Source organism: Bacillus sp. B19-2 (assembly GCF_022832475.1).
GTDB lineage: Bacteria > Bacillota > Bacilli > Bacillales > Bacillaceae > Bacillus > Bacillus paralicheniformis.
Genome location: NZ_JALHKQ010000001.1, coordinates 608,765 through 625,140 on the forward strand (window position 1 = coordinate 608,765; position 16,376 = coordinate 625,140).

General features: G+C 47.1%; 16 protein-coding genes. 15 read left to right on the top strand and 1 reads right to left on the bottom strand.

From position 1 onward, the window contains the following. The first annotated feature begins 58 nt into the window (after positions 1 to 58). From mobA to moaD, 6 genes are all read left to right on the top strand, one after another. The gene (gene mobA / locus MST20_RS03195; RefSeq protein WP_243940073.1) at positions 59 to 646 is read left to right on the top strand and encodes a molybdenum cofactor guanylyltransferase; all 588 of its coding nucleotides are present in this window, start codon (positions 59 to 61) and stop codon (positions 644 to 646) included. Between the two features lie 105 nt (positions 647 to 751). Then, positions 752 to 1,765: a molybdopterin-synthase adenylyltransferase MoeB gene (locus tag MST20_RS03200; RefSeq protein ID WP_243940074.1), complete on the top strand. Its 1,014-nt coding sequence runs from the start codon at positions 752 to 754 to the stop codon at positions 1,763 to 1,765. An 18-nt stretch (positions 1,766 to 1,783) separates the two neighbouring features. Next, on the top strand, positions 1,784 to 3,076 hold the full coding sequence (locus MST20_RS03205) for a molybdopterin molybdotransferase MoeA (protein ID WP_243940076.1): 1,293 nt from the start codon (positions 1,784 to 1,786) through the stop codon (positions 3,074 to 3,076). Continuing rightward, positions 3,043 to 3,570 carry a molybdopterin-guanine dinucleotide biosynthesis protein B gene (gene mobB / locus MST20_RS03210; protein ID WP_243940078.1) on the top strand — a complete coding sequence of 176 codons (528 nt, stop codon included), beginning with the start codon at positions 3,043 to 3,045 and terminating at the stop codon, positions 3,568 to 3,570. The genes MST20_RS03205 and mobB overlap by 34 nt, the downstream gene beginning before the upstream one ends. Next, positions 3,549 to 4,043 carry a molybdenum cofactor biosynthesis protein MoaE gene (locus MST20_RS03215; protein ID WP_243940080.1) on the top strand — a complete coding sequence of 165 codons (495 nt, stop codon included), beginning with the start codon at positions 3,549 to 3,551 and terminating at the stop codon, positions 4,041 to 4,043. The genes mobB and MST20_RS03215 overlap by 22 nt, the downstream gene beginning before the upstream one ends. Continuing rightward, on the top strand, positions 4,040 to 4,273 hold the full coding sequence (moaD, locus tag MST20_RS03220; protein WP_165426882.1) for a molybdopterin converting factor subunit 1: 234 nt from the start codon (positions 4,040 to 4,042) through the stop codon (positions 4,271 to 4,273). The genes MST20_RS03215 and moaD overlap by 4 nt, the downstream gene beginning before the upstream one ends. A gap of 30 nt (positions 4,274 to 4,303) precedes the next feature. Here the strand turns inward: moaD and MST20_RS03225 are convergent, their stop codons facing one another. Continuing rightward, entirely contained in the window at positions 4,304 to 4,681 is a 378-nt protein-coding gene (locus tag MST20_RS03225) for a Rok-like winged helix domain-containing protein (RefSeq protein WP_243940082.1), read from the bottom strand. Positions 4,682 to 4,947: 266 nt separating this feature from the next. On the opposite strand from MST20_RS03225, the gene MST20_RS03230 reads away from it, so the two are divergent. The 9 genes from MST20_RS03230 to MST20_RS03270 all read left to right on the top strand — a co-directional run bounded on the left by MST20_RS03230 (position 4,948) and on the right by MST20_RS03270 (position 16,339). Further along, on the top strand, positions 4,948 to 6,705 hold the full coding sequence (locus MST20_RS03230; RefSeq protein ID WP_243940083.1) for an ABC transporter ATP-binding protein: 1,758 nt from the start codon (positions 4,948 to 4,950) through the stop codon (positions 6,703 to 6,705). A gap of 12 nt (positions 6,706 to 6,717) precedes the next feature. Further along, positions 6,718 to 8,538: an ABC transporter ATP-binding protein gene (locus MST20_RS03235; protein ID WP_243940085.1), complete on the top strand. Its 1,821-nt coding sequence runs from the start codon at positions 6,718 to 6,720 to the stop codon at positions 8,536 to 8,538. Between the two features lie 124 nt (positions 8,539 to 8,662). Next, entirely contained in the window at positions 8,663 to 9,343 is a 681-nt protein-coding gene (yknW, locus tag MST20_RS03240; RefSeq protein ID WP_243940087.1) for a YknW family membrane protein, read from the top strand. After that, positions 9,344 to 10,480, top strand: coding sequence for an efflux RND transporter periplasmic adaptor subunit (locus tag MST20_RS03245; protein ID WP_243940089.1), 1,137 nt, complete (start codon positions 9,344 to 9,346; stop codon positions 10,478 to 10,480). Continuing rightward, positions 10,477 to 11,169, top strand: a complete 693-nt coding sequence (locus MST20_RS03250) for an ABC transporter ATP-binding protein (protein WP_243940091.1) — start codon at positions 10,477 to 10,479, stop codon at positions 11,167 to 11,169. Before MST20_RS03245 ends, MST20_RS03250 begins: the two co-directional genes overlap by 4 nt. Then, positions 11,166 to 12,359 (top strand): ABC transporter permease, encoded by a 1,194-nt coding sequence (locus MST20_RS03255; protein ID WP_243940093.1) that lies wholly within the window; start codon positions 11,166 to 11,168, stop codon positions 12,357 to 12,359. Before MST20_RS03250 ends, MST20_RS03255 begins: the two co-directional genes overlap by 4 nt. Before the next feature lie 410 nt (positions 12,360 to 12,769). Then, entirely contained in the window at positions 12,770 to 13,525 is a 756-nt protein-coding gene (locus tag MST20_RS03260) for a DeoR/GlpR family DNA-binding transcription regulator (RefSeq protein WP_243940095.1), read from the top strand. Next, the gene (gene pfkB / locus MST20_RS03265; protein ID WP_043928615.1) at positions 13,522 to 14,433 is read left to right on the top strand and encodes a 1-phosphofructokinase; all 912 of its coding nucleotides are present in this window, start codon (positions 13,522 to 13,524) and stop codon (positions 14,431 to 14,433) included. Before MST20_RS03260 ends, pfkB begins: the two co-directional genes overlap by 4 nt. Positions 14,434 to 14,446: 13 nt before the next feature. Then, a complete protein-coding gene (locus MST20_RS03270; protein WP_243940096.1) occupies positions 14,447 to 16,339 on the top strand; it encodes a PTS fructose transporter subunit IIABC in 1,893 nt (630 codons plus the stop codon). Positions 16,340 to 16,376: the final 37 nt, after the last annotated feature.

Sequence of the window (16,376 nt, forward strand, 5' to 3'; positions counted from 1 at the left end):
TTCTAAAATTTTGCTATGATGTTCGCAGGCAGGAACACGTGAAGGAAGGTTGAGCTGCATGAAAGAAATACATGTCATATTATCAGGGGGATTTTCGCGCCGTTTTGGGGAACCGAAGGCGTTTGCCCGCTGGAAAGGCAAGCCGCTTTATCAATGGTGCAAACAGGCGCTGGGAGGCGACGTCTTGATATTGAGCCGTCCGGGGCTGACGGAGCGGTTTATAGAGCTCGGAGAAAAAGCGGTGCTGGAAGATATCGAACCTTTCAGTGGGAAAGGGCCGCTTGCAGGTATGTACACAGCCATGGAGCGAGCGGAAGGGGAATGCTATATTTTTTCGGCCTGTGATACCCCGCTTGTCCGGCAGGAGACCATATCGGCTTTAAAACGGCAGATGACCCCGGCAGATGACGCCGTCGTGCCGGTCGCAGACGGTAGGGCGCAGCCGCTTGTTGCCGTTTACAATAGAAGGGTGAAATCCGTCCTCTTCGAACAGCTTCAGCAGAACGAGCTGAAGATCAGCAGTTTTCTCGACCGCATTCACGTCAAGTATATTGAAGCTGATACGGTCGGGGCAGAGCCGCGGGAATTTATAAATGTCAATAAAAAGTCGGATTTAGATAAAATAGAACCGTTCTTTCCGGGATGAAATATTTTATTATAGATTGCAAGGGTTTTTCGAAAAGGGTTTTTCAAAAAACAGCAGACGGAAAAATGATATGATAGAGAAAAGGAAGTAAAGGGGATCATCCTGATGCATGAACGGTATTCAAGACAAATCAGATATCAAAACATCGGACAGGCGGGTCAGGACAGAATCAGGCAGAGCCATGTTTTGATCGTCGGAGCCGGGGCGCTCGGCACGTCGGCTGCCGAGGGGCTTGTTCGCGCAGGCATCGGTACACTGTCTATTATAGACCGCGATTATGTGGAATGGAGCAACCTGCAAAGGCAGCAGCTCTACACAGAGAAAGACGCGGAGGAAAGGCTTCCGAAAGCGGCAGCCGCCAAAGAACGCCTTTCCCAGATCAATCGCGATGTTGAGCTTCGTACATATGTTGCCGACGGCACCGTGGGAACACTCAGACCGCTGATCAAAGAAGCGGATGCTGTCATCGATGCAACGGATAACTTTGAGACCCGCATGATCATCAATGACCTTGCCCAAGAGACGGGCACTCCGTGGGTTTACGGCGCTTGTGTCAGCAGTCAGGGCATGTATATGACGATTATTCCTAAAAAAACGCCATGCCTTACCTGCCTGTTTGAAGATGTTCCGATTGGCGGGGCTACATGCGACACGTCGGGGATTATTTCGCCGGCCGTTCAAATGGTGTCGGCTTATCAGCAAGCTGAAATTTTAAAAATCTTAACGGACAACCAAGATGCGCTTCAAACCGCTTTTGTCACATTTGATTTATGGGCGAACACCCACTTCCGAATGGAGATCGGCCGCAATGAGACATGTCCTTCGTGCGGAGAAACGCCGGTTTATCCTTTTCTCAGCAACATGAGCCAAAAAAAAGCCGACGTGCTGTGCGGAAGAGAGACCGTCCAAATTCGCAGCGATATGTTAAAACGGCTGCCTAAAGAGGAGCTCAGGAAAAAACTTTCGGGCATCGGAAAAGTGGAAGCGAATGATTATTTGCTGCATGTACAATACGAGACATTCAGAATCGTCATATTTAACGATGGAAGAGCCCTTGTTCACGGCACAAATGATATAAAAGAAGCCAACTCCATATTGGCGAGAGTCATCGGAATGTAACAACAGGAGGTTTTTTTAATGATTGAAAAAAGAACGCCCATTCCAGTTTTTGAAGCCGCTGCGCGTGTCTCTCGGCACCGGAAGCAGGGAGATACAGAGTGGATCCACCTTGAGGAGAGTCTCCATAGATTTTTAGCCGAAGATGTCAAGGCTGATCACGACGTACCCGCTTTTGACCGTTCGCCGTACGACGGCTTTGCTGTCCGAGCTTGCGATACCGCCGGTGCTTCGCGGGAAAATCCGCTGCAATTCGAGGTGGTTGATCACATTGGAGCCGGAGCCGTGTCAGGTAAAACGCTGGGGCCTTTTCAAGCTGTCAGAATTATGACCGGAGCGCAGATTCCGGAGGGCGCTGATGCGGTAGTCATGCTTGAGCTGACAAAAACCTTCTCAGAAGACGGTAAAAACTATATGGTGTTAAAGCGCTCATTGGAGCCGGGAGAAAATATTTCAAAAACCGGAGAAGATGCGAGAAAAGGATCAGTTCTTGTGAAGAAAGGAACCCGGATCACGCCGGGTGTCGTCGCTTTGCTTGCAACATTCGGATATGCAGCGGTACCTGCAGTCAAAAAGCCTGTGGTAGGCATCATTGCCACCGGAACGGAGCTTCTGAATGTCAGCGATCCCCTCGTTCCCGGAAAAATCCGCAACAGCAATGCAGGCATGGCGGCCGCCCAGGTTGAAGAGGCAGGCGGAAAACCCCTTTATTTAGGAAAGATTTCTGATCGATTTGATGAAAGCTTTGCAGCGGTGGAAAAAGCTTTGGACAAGGTGGATTTTCTGATTACGACCGGAGGGGTGTCCGTAGGGGACTTTGATTTTCTGCCGGCAATTTACGAAAAGCTCGGTGCCGAGGTCCTGTTTAATAAAGTGGCGATGCGTCCGGGAAGTGTAACGACTGTTGCTCAATTAAACGGCAAATTACTGTTTGGGCTGTCAGGGAACCCGTCAGCCTGCTTCGTTGGATTTGAGCTGTTTGTCAAACCGTCCCTGCGCACCTGGCTGCATCATCAGAAGCCGTATTCTTTATGTGCAGAAGCGGTTTTAAGGAAGGGTTTTCCAAAACCTAATCCGTTTACAAGGTTTGTCCGCTCGTTTGTATCCATTAAAGACGGCGCGCTTCATGCGGAGCCTGTCGGTCTGGATAAATCGAGCGCCGTCACGTCTCTGGCAGATGCCAATGCGCTGATGGTTTTGCCGGGCGGAACGAGAGGCTATGAGGCCGGGGCAAGAGTGCATGTTCTTTTATACCGGGATGAGAACGGAAGTGAAGAGCTGTGGCCGCACATTTTCCAATCCTCCAGATCGTAGGGTACCAAAACAGCGGCAAAACGACGTTCGTTGAAAAACTGGCGGAAAAGCTCGATCAACTCGGAGTCAAGATCGGCTGCCTGAAACACCACGGACATGGAGGAGAACCGGATGTTTTCGCCGAGGGAAAGGATTCTGACCGCTTTTTTCGGGCTGGAGCGGCTGCGTCCGGCGTCGAAGGAGCAGGCGTTTTTCAGCTGACGGCGCGCGGCGAGTGGACGCTTGATCAACTGATTGCCGCTTATGGCGTTTTAGCGGTTGAGTGTCTGCTCATTGAAGGATTTAAACATGCGCCATATCAAAAAGTTGTCATGGTCAGAAACGAAGCGGACTGTCAGCTCTTGGAGGAATTGGACGGCATCATCGCCGTCATTTATCAAAAGAGCGAGCCGAAAACGGATGTTCCAGCCTTTCATATTGAAGACCCGAGCGCCGTGGCTTTTATTCTGAATCATCTAAAGGAGGAAGGCGTTTGTCTGAACGATTTGTTATAACAAAAGAGCCGATTGTCATCGAAGATATCGTCAAAAAAGTTGAAAGAAGGGAAGCCGGTGCCATCACGACGTTTATTGGAACAGTGAGAGAATGGACAAATGGAAAAAAGACCCTCTATCTCGAATATGAAGCTTATGTTCCAATGGCGGTCAGCATGCTTGCTCAGATCGGGAAAGAGATCAATGAAAAATGGCCCGGTACAGCTGCAGCGATTACCCATCGCACCGGTAGGCTGGACATCTCTGACGCGGCTGTTGTGATCGCGGTGTCGTCACCTCACCGGAAAGCGGCGTATGAAGCGAACGAATATGCGATCGAAAGGATAAAGCAAATTGTCCCGATTTGGAAAAAAGAACATTGGGAGGATGGCGAGACTTGGATCGGCGACCAGCTTGAGACAACTGAATACCCGGAAGGGAAACCAGATATGGAAGTAGCGGCTTCCGGCAGAAAAAGAGGTGCTGACCATTGATTAAAGTTTTACTGTTTGCCCAGCTTGCCGAACAAGCGGGTGCGCAGAGCATTGATATAGATGAAGAAAAAACGACAACAGACGACATCAGACAGTTTTTAAAAGAAACTTACAATCTTCAGGGAACGGACAGGGCGATGATCGCTGTCAACGAAGTGTACAGAAGAGGAAACAGTGAGGTTAAGTCTGGAGATACGGTTGCTCTTATTCCCCCGGTCAGCGGAGGTTGAGAACGTCGGTCGGTTCAGGCGTAGAGCCTGTTACCGACCGACGTTTTTTTTCGAAGCGTTTTCCAGATAAATAAAACAGCCGCGCCGTTCTTTCGAAATGTTTGGTTCTAATTTTTGAATCAAGTCATAAAGCTCACTAATACGGTGAACATTAAAATTGGTTCTTTCTTTCAGTTTCATTTTCAATTCTTTTGTCGTTACAATTTTTCCTTTTTGCTGTTTAATAATGTCTACGCAATGTGCTGCATAATACTCTTTAGTGGAACGTCTATGTCGCTGGATTTGTCTGTCAAGTTCTCCTAACCTTGCGTAAATCCCTTCGCGTTCTTTCCGGAAGTCCTTCCAGATTCTTTGTTCCAATTCACCTAAGAGGAGAAGCTGTTTTTTTAAAGCCTCTCTTTTCGCCATTGCAATCAACTCCGTCATTCATAATTTGATAACATTTTCTATTATTTTACATCATCTTCCTTCATTCATCAAAAAATTTCCTTTGACAACAAGAAACTATTTTTTATTGACTGTCACATTTTAAAAATGCTTTATTTCAAGCGAAAGAAGGAGGAAAACTCCATAATAAGTCTGAATTTTGTAAAATCGGTGGAATTTTATTTCGCAAACCGATATATTAGATGATGTGTCCTTGTTTTACATGAATTGGAAAGGTGCTGGTGCAAATGGAGTCCCTTAAAAAACTAAAAGATTTTTATTGGCCTTATAAAAAAATGTTCTTGTGGTCGCTTGTGTCGATGCTTTTGATGACGGCGATCACTGTTGTTTACCCGATTATTCTGCAAATGACAATTGATGAAGTGATTCTCGGCGGAAGGTACGGTTTGGTCATATGGATCAGCCTCGGGTTCATCGCTGTCATGGCGGCGAAGGGCGCAGCCACTTTTTTTCATCAGTATCTTGGAGATATGTTCGGAATCCGCTCTGTCTACCGGTTAAGAAAAGAGCTGTATGCGAAATTGCAGCGTCTGCCGTTCAAGTATTATGACAGCGCTAAAACGGGAGATTTAATGTCGAGGCTTACGGCTGACGTCGAAGGTATCAGATTCTTTTTATCTTTCGGCTTTGCTGAGGCGATTCGCTTTATCCTGCTTGTCACTTTCAGTCTGTCTGTCATGTTTTCTTATTCTGTGCCGCTGACTCTGGTAACGATTGCTTCTCTGCCGTTTTTGGGAGCGGTTGTCTACAGGTTTGATAAAAAAGTGCATCCGGCTTTTCGGAACATAAGAAAATCTTTCGCTCGTTTAAATACGAAAGTTCAGGAAAATATCAGCGGCATGAATACCGTTAAATCTTTATCAAAAGAAGATTTTGAGATTCAAAACTTTACTCATTCAAATGACCATTTTCGAAATAAAAGCTTAAACGTTTCGTTTATCATGTCGAAATTCTTTCCGCTGATGGAGTTTATCGGCAATATTTGCCTCGTTGCCCTGCTGTCGTTCGGCGGCTGGCTCGTGATGCAAAACAGCTTAAAACCGGGGGAGCTTGTCGCTTTTTTCAGTCTTGTCAATTACTTGATGTGGCCGATCATGAACCTCGGTTATGTCATCAACCTGTTTTCACAAGCGAAAGCATCAGGAGAGCGGCTGCTGGAAATTCTTGATGCCCAAGAGGAAATCACCGACAGCGGACATGCGGTGAAAAACGGCAGACTGAACGGTGATGTCGTATTCAGCGATGTTTCCCTTCAATATACAAAAGAAAACGCTGAAGCACTGCATGGGGTGTCTTTTCAAGCCGAGCGCGGCAAAACGATCGGGTTAATCGGTGCGACGGGGTCAGGAAAGAGCAGTATCATTCAACTGCTGAGCCGCTTTTATGAGCCGACATCCGGCCGGATCACGATCGACGGCAAGCCGCTTGAACACTACTCATTAAAGATGCTGCGCTCCAATATCGGCGTCGTCCCGCAGGAATCGTTTTTATTTTCCTCAACGATCAGGTCAAATATATCTTATGGAAAGCCTGATGCATCAATGGAAGAGATCATCGAAAGCGCGAAAAGAGCCCAGGCGCACGATTTTATCATGGAGCTTCCGAACCAATACGATACGATGCTCGGCGAGAGGGGGCTCGGACTGTCCGGAGGCCAAAAACAGCGAATCGCGATTGCGAGAGCGATTTGTCTGAACCCGGGCATTCTCATCCTCGATGATTCGACGAGTGCCGTTGACATGGAAACGGAGCACCGTATTCAGCTTGCATTGCGGGAAGTGATGCGGGATCGGACGACGTTCATCATCGCTCACAGAATCTCATCCTTAAAGCATGCCGACGAAATCCTTGTGCTTGATAAAGGTGTTGTCAAGGAAAGGGGAACACACGAACAATTAATGGAAGAAAACGGTTTATACAAACGGATTTTTGATTTGCAGTATAAAGATCAAAATGTATTGAATGAGCCGCATTTTGCAGGATAGGAGGCTCTTGCTATGGAAAATCAGGCGAAAAAACAAACGTTGATGAACCGGTTTTTTTATACTTCAGACCAAATCATTGAAAAGCCTTTTAACTGGGCACAGATGTGGAGGCTGCTCAAATATTTAAAGCCTTACCGAAAAAATTTGCTGCCGCTCTCCTTTTTAACGGTCATGATCTCGGCGGCGATCCGGCTGACGGTGCCGATTTTGATCGGCGTCTATGCGCTCGACAAAGCAATCGCAGGCCGGGATATGAATCTTCTTGTGATTCTGATCTCCGTCATCAGCGGATTATATCTTGTCAATTATGTTAGCAATGTGTTGAGAATCCGCTGGATGAACAAGCTTGGTCAGCATGTCATTTATGATCTCAGACAGCATTTATTTACGCATGTTCAGCGGCTGTCACACCGCTTTTTCGACGAGCGTTCGGCAGGTTCCATCCTTGTCCGGATCATGAATGACATCAATTCTCTTCAGGAATTATTTACAAGCGGAGTCATCAATCTATTGATGGATGTCTTGCTTCTCTTTGGCATTATCGTCATTCTGTTTTCGCTCAGTCCTGAGCTGACCATCGCCATCATGGTGACGCTGCCTGTTATGTTCTTTATTTCTACCAATCTCAGAAGGAAAATCCGGCGATCCTGGCAAAAGGTGCGCTTAAAGCAGTCCAAGCTGAATTCACATTTGAATGAAAGCATTCAAGGCATCCGCGTCACTCAGGCATTTACGCAGGAAAAAGAGAATATGATGTATTTTGAAGGCGTCAACAGCGAGAACTTTGAAGCCTGGCGGGAAGCGACGAAAAAAAATGCGACATTCCGCCCGCTTGTAGAAATGACAAACGCCGTCGGGACGGCCATTTTAATCTGGTACGGCACAAGCTTAATCATCAATGATACGATTACGATCGGTGTATTTGTCTCGTTCGCCTTCTATCTCGGAATGTTCTGGGAGCCGATTTCAAGGCTCGGCCAAGTCTACAACCAGCTGTTGATGGGGATGGCTTCGTCGGAGAGGATATTTGAATTTCTGGATGAAAAACCGAGTGTCGCAGACAAGGAAGATGCGGTCAAAATTAAAGAATTAAAAGGCCGGATCGAATTTGAACAGGTGGAATTTTCTTATGACGGCAATCGCAAGGCGCTGCACAGCATTTCATTTGAGGTGCCGGCGGGAACATCGCTCGCGCTTGTCGGACATACAGGATCAGGGAAGACGACGATCGCGAATCTGATCAGCAGGTTTTACGATGCAACAGGCGGGACTGTCAAAGTGGACGGAATACCGATTACCGATATCTCGCTTTCCGATCTTCGTTCGCAAATCAGCATCGTGCTGCAGGATACGTTTATTTTTTCCGGAACGATTATGGAAAATATTCGTTTTGGCCGTCCGAACGCCGCCGATGAAGAAGTGATCGAAGCAGCAAAAGCTGTCGGGGCCGATTCGTTTATTTCAGCGCTTCCGAATGGATACGCCACAGAAGTGGAGGAACGCGGCAATGTATTATCGGCAGGTGAGCGGCAGCTCATTTCATTTGCGAGGGCACTCCTGGCAGACCCCCGCATTCTGATCCTTGATGAAGCAACCGCAAGTATTGACACAGAAACGGAAGTCAAGATTCAGGCTGCATTGAAAACCCTGCTCCATGGCAGAACGGCTATTATGATCGCTCACAGGCTTTCAACGATAAGGGATGCGGATAAAATCCTGGTTCTTGACCACGGCCGGAAAATAGAGGAAGGAAATCACCAGGAATTAATCGAAAAACGTGGAATGTATTATGAGCTGGTGAAAGCGCAGTATCAAATGTTTCAGCGAAACTAAACTGAAACCGTCCACGGCCGCATATTCTGAAATGCGGCCGGGGCGTTTTTTTGAGAAAACAGATGTGAAACATTTTAGACCATTCTGCGTATAAACTGGTAATTCATTTTTAAGGGGGATACACATGGAAACGCATTTAGAAACTGAAAAAGTAAAAAATCCGTCATTGTTCGGATTGATTACCCATCCCGGAGAACAGTTTGAGAGAATGAGAGAAAAGCCTGCTTTCTGGTTTCCGCTTGTCATTGTTTTAATCTTGTCGGTTACCGCAGGGTATATGCTCAGTCAAAAAATACCGCTATCTGCCGATTTAGCAGAAATGCCGGATGCTGAAGCATTTCAAGCCGCTATGAAGGGATTCAGCATCATCGGCGGGATTTTCGGTTCTGTGATCGCCATGCTGATCAGCGCTTTAATCTATTGGCTGATTGTCAAAATCGGAAGAGGAACAACCGATTTTGTTCATATGTTTTCGCTGTCTGTTTTTACGCATTTTATTGTGGCTATCGGGCAATTCATAGGCGGACTTGTGATCTATTATTCAAATATTGATCCCACGATCGCCGTCACATCTTTAAGCAGCATCATCCCGGCAGACGAGCCGCTTAAATCGGTATTGGGTGTATTTGATATTTTCACCATCTGGTCGCTCGCATTGGTTGCACTAGGTCTCCAAAAGGTTGGGGGGATCTCCAAAAAAGCGGCTTGGACCGGTGTGATTATTTTATTTGCGATCTCCATTCTGCTCGCATTAACAGCCGGAATCGCGATGAATTTCTTCGATACATTTGAAGGAGCAATGTAAATGAAAAAAATATGGATCGGCATCATCATTGTTGGGGCTGCTGCGCTTTTTATCGGACTCAACCTCTACCGCTCGGTGCAAACGGGCGGAGGGGCTGAAACAGCGGTCCAAACCGTGAAATTGGAAGAGAAAGAGATTTCTTCTGAAGTCATGGTTCCGGGCACCCTAAAGTTTGCCAATGAACAATACGAATATTTTGAACCTGAAAAAGGAAAAATTGCCGACATCAAAGTAAAAGAAGGCGACAAGGTGAAAAAAGGAGATGTGCTTTTCACCTATACGAACGAAGAAATGCGCCTGGAAAAAGAACAGAATGCTTTATCCATTCAATCGAAGGAGCTCCAGCTTGAACAGGTTAAGCGAAAAATCAGCAGCCTAAAAAGCAAGGAAGACGAGCTGAAGGCTGAGCTCGGAGCGGAAAAAGCCAAGAGGCAGATTGATGACGAACGGTCACAGCTTGAAATGGAAGAAAAATCGCTTCAACTTGAACTGAAACAAGCCGACTTGCAAAAGGAAACGCTCGAGAAAAAATCGGCAGCGCTGCAAGTGAAAAGCGGCATTGACGGGACAGTGATCACCGTTGATAAACAAGCCGCCTTAAAGCAATCGGATATTCAAAAGCCGGTTATACATATAGGTAACGAGGACAAGCTTGTTGTTAAAGGCGTGCTGTCAGAGTATGACACATTGAAAGTGAAAAAGGGACAGAACGTGACCATTACTTCTGATGTCATCCAAAATAAAGAGTGGCGGGGCAGAATCTCACAAGTCGGATTAGTTCCCGAAGAAGAGGCGACTGCAGGTGCTGCGGGAGGAAAGGAACAAGCTGTTCAATATCCGTTTGAAGTCAAAATAAAAGGGGAGCGTCCTAAAGCAAAGCCCGGCTTCAATATGATTCTCAAAATCCAGACGGATAAAAGAACGATTCAGGCTCTTCCTGAAGGTGCCGTCAAGCAGGATGATGATCAATCATACGTGTATGCAGTCAGAGACGGAAAGGCGAAACGGATCAATGTCAAAACCGGCGAGAAAGCAGATGGCCTCGTTGAAATTACCGGCGGTCTGACGAACAAGGACCCGGTTATCGAAAACCCGGCTGAGGACATGAAAAGCGGAACGGAAGTGAAGCTTCAATGATTGAGCTTTCCCACGTGAAAAAAAGCTACCAAATCGGAGGGGAAACCATTGATGTTCTCAGGGAGATCAATATGAAAATTGAGTCTGGTGAATATCTGTCTATCATGGGGCCTTCCGGTTCTGGAAAATCAACGATCATGAACATTATCGGCTGTCTTGACCGCCCGACATCGGGTATTTACAGGCTGGACGGCGAGGATATTTCAGCATATGGCGAAAGGGAGCTTGCCGGCGTCAGAAACCGTTTAATCGGTTTTGTTTTTCAGCAGTTTCAGCTTCTGCCGAGACTGAATGCCATAAAGAATGTGGAGCTTCCGATGATCTACTCCGGCATTCCAAGAAAAGAGCGGCGGGAGCGGGCCGAACGGGCGCTTGAAAAAGTCGGGCTTAAGGACAGGATGCGCCATTTGCCGAACGAGCTTTCCGGCGGCCAAAAACAGCGTGTAGCCATCGCAAGAGCGATCGTCAATGAACCGAAGCTGATATTGGCTGATGAACCGACCGGAGCGCTCGATACGAAAACAAGCCGGGACATCATGGAGCAATTCACCGAATTGAATGAGGAAGGAACGACGGTGGTGCTCGTCACCCACGAACCGGAGATTGCAGATTATACAAGCCGGATCATCATGGTGAGGGACGGTGTGATCGTCTCGCCGGAAACAGAGCGGAGGGGGACGGTGCAATGAATCTCATCGAAAACTTGAGAATGGCGTTAAGTTCCATCCTTTCCCATAAACTGCGATCGATTTTAACAATGCTCGGAATCATTATCGGTGTAGGCTCTGTTATTGTCGTTGTTGCAGCGGGGCAAGGAGGAGAGCAGATGCTCAAGCAGACGATCAGCGGGCCCGGCAACACGGTCGAAATCTATTATCAGCCCAGCAATGAAGAATTAACGGCCAATCCCAACGCCTATTTAGACGCCGGCTTCACCGAAGAAGATATCAGAAGTTTAAAGTCACTCGAAGGCGTGAAGCATGTCGTTGCGAAAACTACCGAGTCTATGAATGTCCGCTTCCGGGATGAAAAAACCGATGCCACTGTAAACGGCATTAATGACGGATATATCAGCATCAATTCGATGGAAGTCGAAAAGGGAAGAGAGTTTTCAGAAGAGGATTACAATGCTGGAAGCAGGGTCGCCGTCGTCTCGCCGAAACTTGCGGAGGAACTTTTTTCTCAGCAGTCGCCTCTCGGCCGCGCCGTATGGATAAATGGCCAGCCCGTTGAAATCATCGGCGTATTAAAAGAAGAAACCGGGCTGCTTGCGTTGGGGATGAATGAGATGTATGTTCCGTTTTCAATGTTAAAATCGTCCTTCGGCATCAGCGACTATGACTCTGTCTCCGTTCAAGCTGAATCTGCCGACCATCTGCAAGCCGTCGGAAAGCAGGCTGCCGCGGCCGTCAATAACAATCACGGCACTACGGACTCGTACGAAGTGATGAACATGGAGGCCATAGCGGCCGGCATCAGCCAGATTACAACAATAATGACGATGTTCATCGGCTCAATTGCAGGCATTTCTTTACTCGTTGGCGGGATCGGCGTCATGAATATTATGCTGGTGTCGGTCACGGAACGGACGAGGGAAATCGGGATTCGAAAATCGCTTGGTGCAACAAGAGGCCAGATTCTGATGCAATTTTTAATAGAATCGTCTTTGATCACGCTGATCGGCGGGGTGTTTGGCATCGGCTTCGGATACGGCGGAGCAGCTCTCGTATCGTTTTTTGCCGGTTGGCCGCCGCTCGTTTCCTGGCAGGTGGTCCTCGGAGGCGTTCTGTTCAGCATGGCGATCGGAGTTATCTTTGGCCTCATCCCGGCCAATAAAGCGGCCCGCCTTCATCCGATTGATGCATTGAGGTATGAGTAAAGCGGCAAATTGCTGTCAGCCGATAAGCGTACGGGCGGCGTGGATCGGCGTTTCCCCTCATATTTATTATGATGCTGATGTTGTCTTATTTATTAGGCTTATGGCAAGTATTTTTAGAACGTTCAATAGGCTGATGTATGATTGTAAAACCTCATGCGGCGAGCATGAGGTTTTTATCGTTGTGATCTGAATGATGTTTGAAGGAATAGATAATAATAATGTCACATATTTTTGCGGATTTTTATAGTTTATACAGTTTACAAACGGTACATATCACGATAGTATGTTAAAATGTGAAAGATTTTGATGGTTATTGAATGAATTTGAAAGATTTTTGTTGAGTTATGTCGAAAAAGCGTTTACAATGTAATTGTAAGCTAAATGAAGGCGTTTCCAAAAGGGGTGATAATGTGTTGACTCCCGAACGGCATCAGCTGATTATTGACGAGATTGAAAAGCATGATGTCGTGAAAATCCAGTACTTAATGAATTTAACGAACGCATCTGAGTCAACGATCAGAAGAGATTTGTCGACGCTGGAAGCCCGCGGATATTTAAAGCGTGTTCATGGAGGGGCATCGAGGCTTTCCGATATTCGTACGGAGCCTGACATGCTAGAGAAATCATCCAAAAACCTTCATGAAAAGAGAAAAATCGCTCAAGAAGCGGCCTCACTTCTTGAAGAAGGTGATTGTATCTATCTTGATGCCGGAACGACCACATTGCAAATGATCGATTTTATCGATCCGGAGATGGATATTATCGTGGTCACAAATGGAGTTATGCACATTGAGGCATTAGGTAAAAAAGGCATTCCTTTTTATTTATTAGGCGGGTATGTGAAGTATAAAACCGGAGCAATCGTGGGCGGTTCGGCTTTATCAGCCATCAGCCAATACCGGTTTGATAAAAGCTTCATCGGCGTCAACGGCATTCATAAAGAAGCGGGGTATACGACTCCGGATCCTGAAGAAGCGCTTTTGAAAACAAAAGCTGTCAACCAGGCGAAAAAAGCATTTATTTTAGCTGACGTTTCCAAGTTTGGGGAAATTTCATTTTCTGCCTTTGCCGGTTTAGACGAAGCAACTATCATTACAACAGGATCTGCAAAACATTCATTTGATAACTATCAAGAAAAAACTGTCGTAAAGGTAGTGAAAAAATGATATACACTGTAACTCTCAACCCATCGGTCGACTATATTGTTCACGTTGAAGAATTTTCCGTAGGCGGGCTGAATCGTTCAGTCTATGACACGAAATATCCCGGAGGCAAAGGTATCAATGTCTCACGCGTGCTGAACAGACACCATGTACCTTCTAAAGTTCTCGGTTTTATCGGCGGTTTTACCGGGGGGTATATCAAATCATTTCTCGAAGAAGAGAAGCTTGAAACGGCTTTTCATGAAGTGAATGGAGACACGCGCATCAATGTCAAATTGAAGACCGGGGATGAGACGGAAATCAACGGGCAGGGGCCTGTCATCAGCGAAGAAGATTTCGCCGCCTTTTTAGACCAATTTTCAGCGATGAAAGAAGGGGACATTGTCGTATTGGCTGGCAGCATTCCTTCTTCATTGCCGCAGGACACCTATGAAAAGATTGCAGAAAAATGCGAAGAGCAAAATGTCCGGGTTGTCGTTGATATTTCGGGTGAGGCGCTCTTAAAAGCAGCAGAAATGAAGCCGCTTTTAATGAAACCGAACCATCACGAGCTCGGTGAAATGTTTGGGACAACCATCACTTCAGCGGAAGAAGCGGTGCCTTACGGTAAGAAACTCGTTGAACGCGGGGCCGAAAACGCGATCGTTTCCATGGCTGGCGAAGGCGCACTTTTATTTACAAAAGACGGCGTCTACCATGCCAATGTACCTAAAGGAAAGCTCGTGAACTCAGTCGGCGCAGGAGATTCAGTGGTTGCAGGCTTTCTCGCAGGCATTGAAAAACAGCTCGACATCAAAGAAGCTTTTCGCTTAGGTGTTGCGTCAGGAAGCGCAACCGCCTTTTCAGAGGAGCTGGGAACGGAAGAGCTCGTTCACAAGCTGCTTCCGGAAGTTCAAGTCAAAGCGATATAAAGGAGGAAAGGTTATGAAAATAACTGAGCTACTAACAAAGCATACGATCAAGTTAAACCTTGAGAGCAGCCAGAAAGAAAACGTTATCGAAGAACTCGTCAGCGTTTTGGATCAGGCAGGCAAGTTGAATGATAAAGAAGGCTACAAAGAAGCCGTGATCAACCGTGAGAAACAAAGTTCCACCGGTATCGGCGAAGGCATCGCCATCCCTCATGCGAAAACGGCAAGCGTTAAAGAGCCTGCGATCGCGTTCGGCCGTTCAAAAGGCGGTGTCGATTATGAATCGCTTGACGGCCAGCCAAGCCATCTTGTTTTCATGATCGCCGCTACAGACGGCGCGAATAACACTCACTTGGAAGCATTGTCAAGACTGTCGACTTTGCTAATGAGGGAAGAGATTCGCAAACAGCTGCTTGAAGCTTCATCCGAAGACGAAATCATCGACATCATCAACCAGCATGATAAAGATGATGAAGAAGAAGAACAGGCAGAAGAAGCGCCTGCACCATCAGCAAAAGGAAAAATCCTTGCGGTTACAGCATGTCCGACAGGGATCGCCCACACGTTCATGGCTGCCGATGCTTTGAAGGAAAAAGCGAAAGAGCTCGGCGTTGATATCAAAGTTGAAACGAACGGTTCAAGCGGTATTAAAAATGGTCTGACAGCGCAGGAAATCGAAGATGCGGTTGCGATCATCGTCGCCGCCGACAAGCAGGTTGAAATGGATCGCTTTCAAGGCAAGCATGTCATTGAAGTACCAGTTACAGCAGGAATCAGACGTCCGAAAGAGCTGATTGAGCAGGCGCTGAAACAAGACGCGCCTATCTATCAGGGTAAAGGCGGCGGTGCATCCGATTCTGATGACGGAGCTGCCAAAGGAAAAGGCGGCGGTTTCTACAAACACTTGATGAGCGGTGTCAGCAACATGCTGCCATTCGTCGTCGGGGGCGGGATCTTAGTTGCGGTTTCGTTCTTCTGGGGAATCAACGCGACCAAGCCGGGTGATCCGACTTATAATGAGTTCGCTGCTGTATTAAATAATATTGGCGGAACGAATGCACTTGGATTAATTGTCGCTGTATTGGCCGGATTTATCGCGATGAGCATTGCAGATCGTCCGGGATTTGCGCCTGGTATGGTCGGCGGTTTCATGGCGACACAAGCTGGCGCCGGGTTCTTAGGCGGCCTGATTGCCGGTTTCTTAGCTGGTTATATTGTTGTCCTCTTGAAAAAAGTGTTCGCTGGTCTGCCGCAAGTGCTTGACGGTTTAAAACCTGTGCTGCTTTACCCGCTGTTTGGAATATTCTTGACCGGAATCATCATGCATTATGTTGTCAATACGCCTGTCAAGTACATTATGGATGGTATGACACATTGGCTTGAGGGTCTTGGAACAGGGAACCTTGTTGTAATGGGTATTGTTTTAGGCGGTATGATGGCGATTGATATGGGCGGTCCGATCAACAAAGCGGCCTTTACATTCGGTATCGCGATGATTGAAGCTGGGAACTTTGGACCTCACGCAGCGATCATGGCAGGCGGTATGGTGCCTCCGCTTGGAATTGCTCTTGCAACGACTTTCTTTAAAAATAAATTCTCAAAACGGGATCGCGAAGCCGGAATTACCAACTACGTGATGGGCTTGTCATTTATTACTGAAGGTGCGATTCCTTTTGCGGCAGCAGATCCGGCGCGCGTCATTCCTGCTTGTATGATCGGATCAGCAGTTGCCGGAGGTTTGTCTCAATTTTTCCATGTCACACTGCAAGCGCCGCATGGCGGAATATTCGTTCTCTTCTTTACGACGAACCATGCGCTGCTGTATCTCCTCAGTATCTTGGTCGGTGCGGTTGTGACGGCTCTCATTCTCGGCTTCTTGAAAAAGCCGGTTCCAACTGAAAAATAAGTGCTGAAAGTGCCACAGTAATCCTAACGTGGCACTT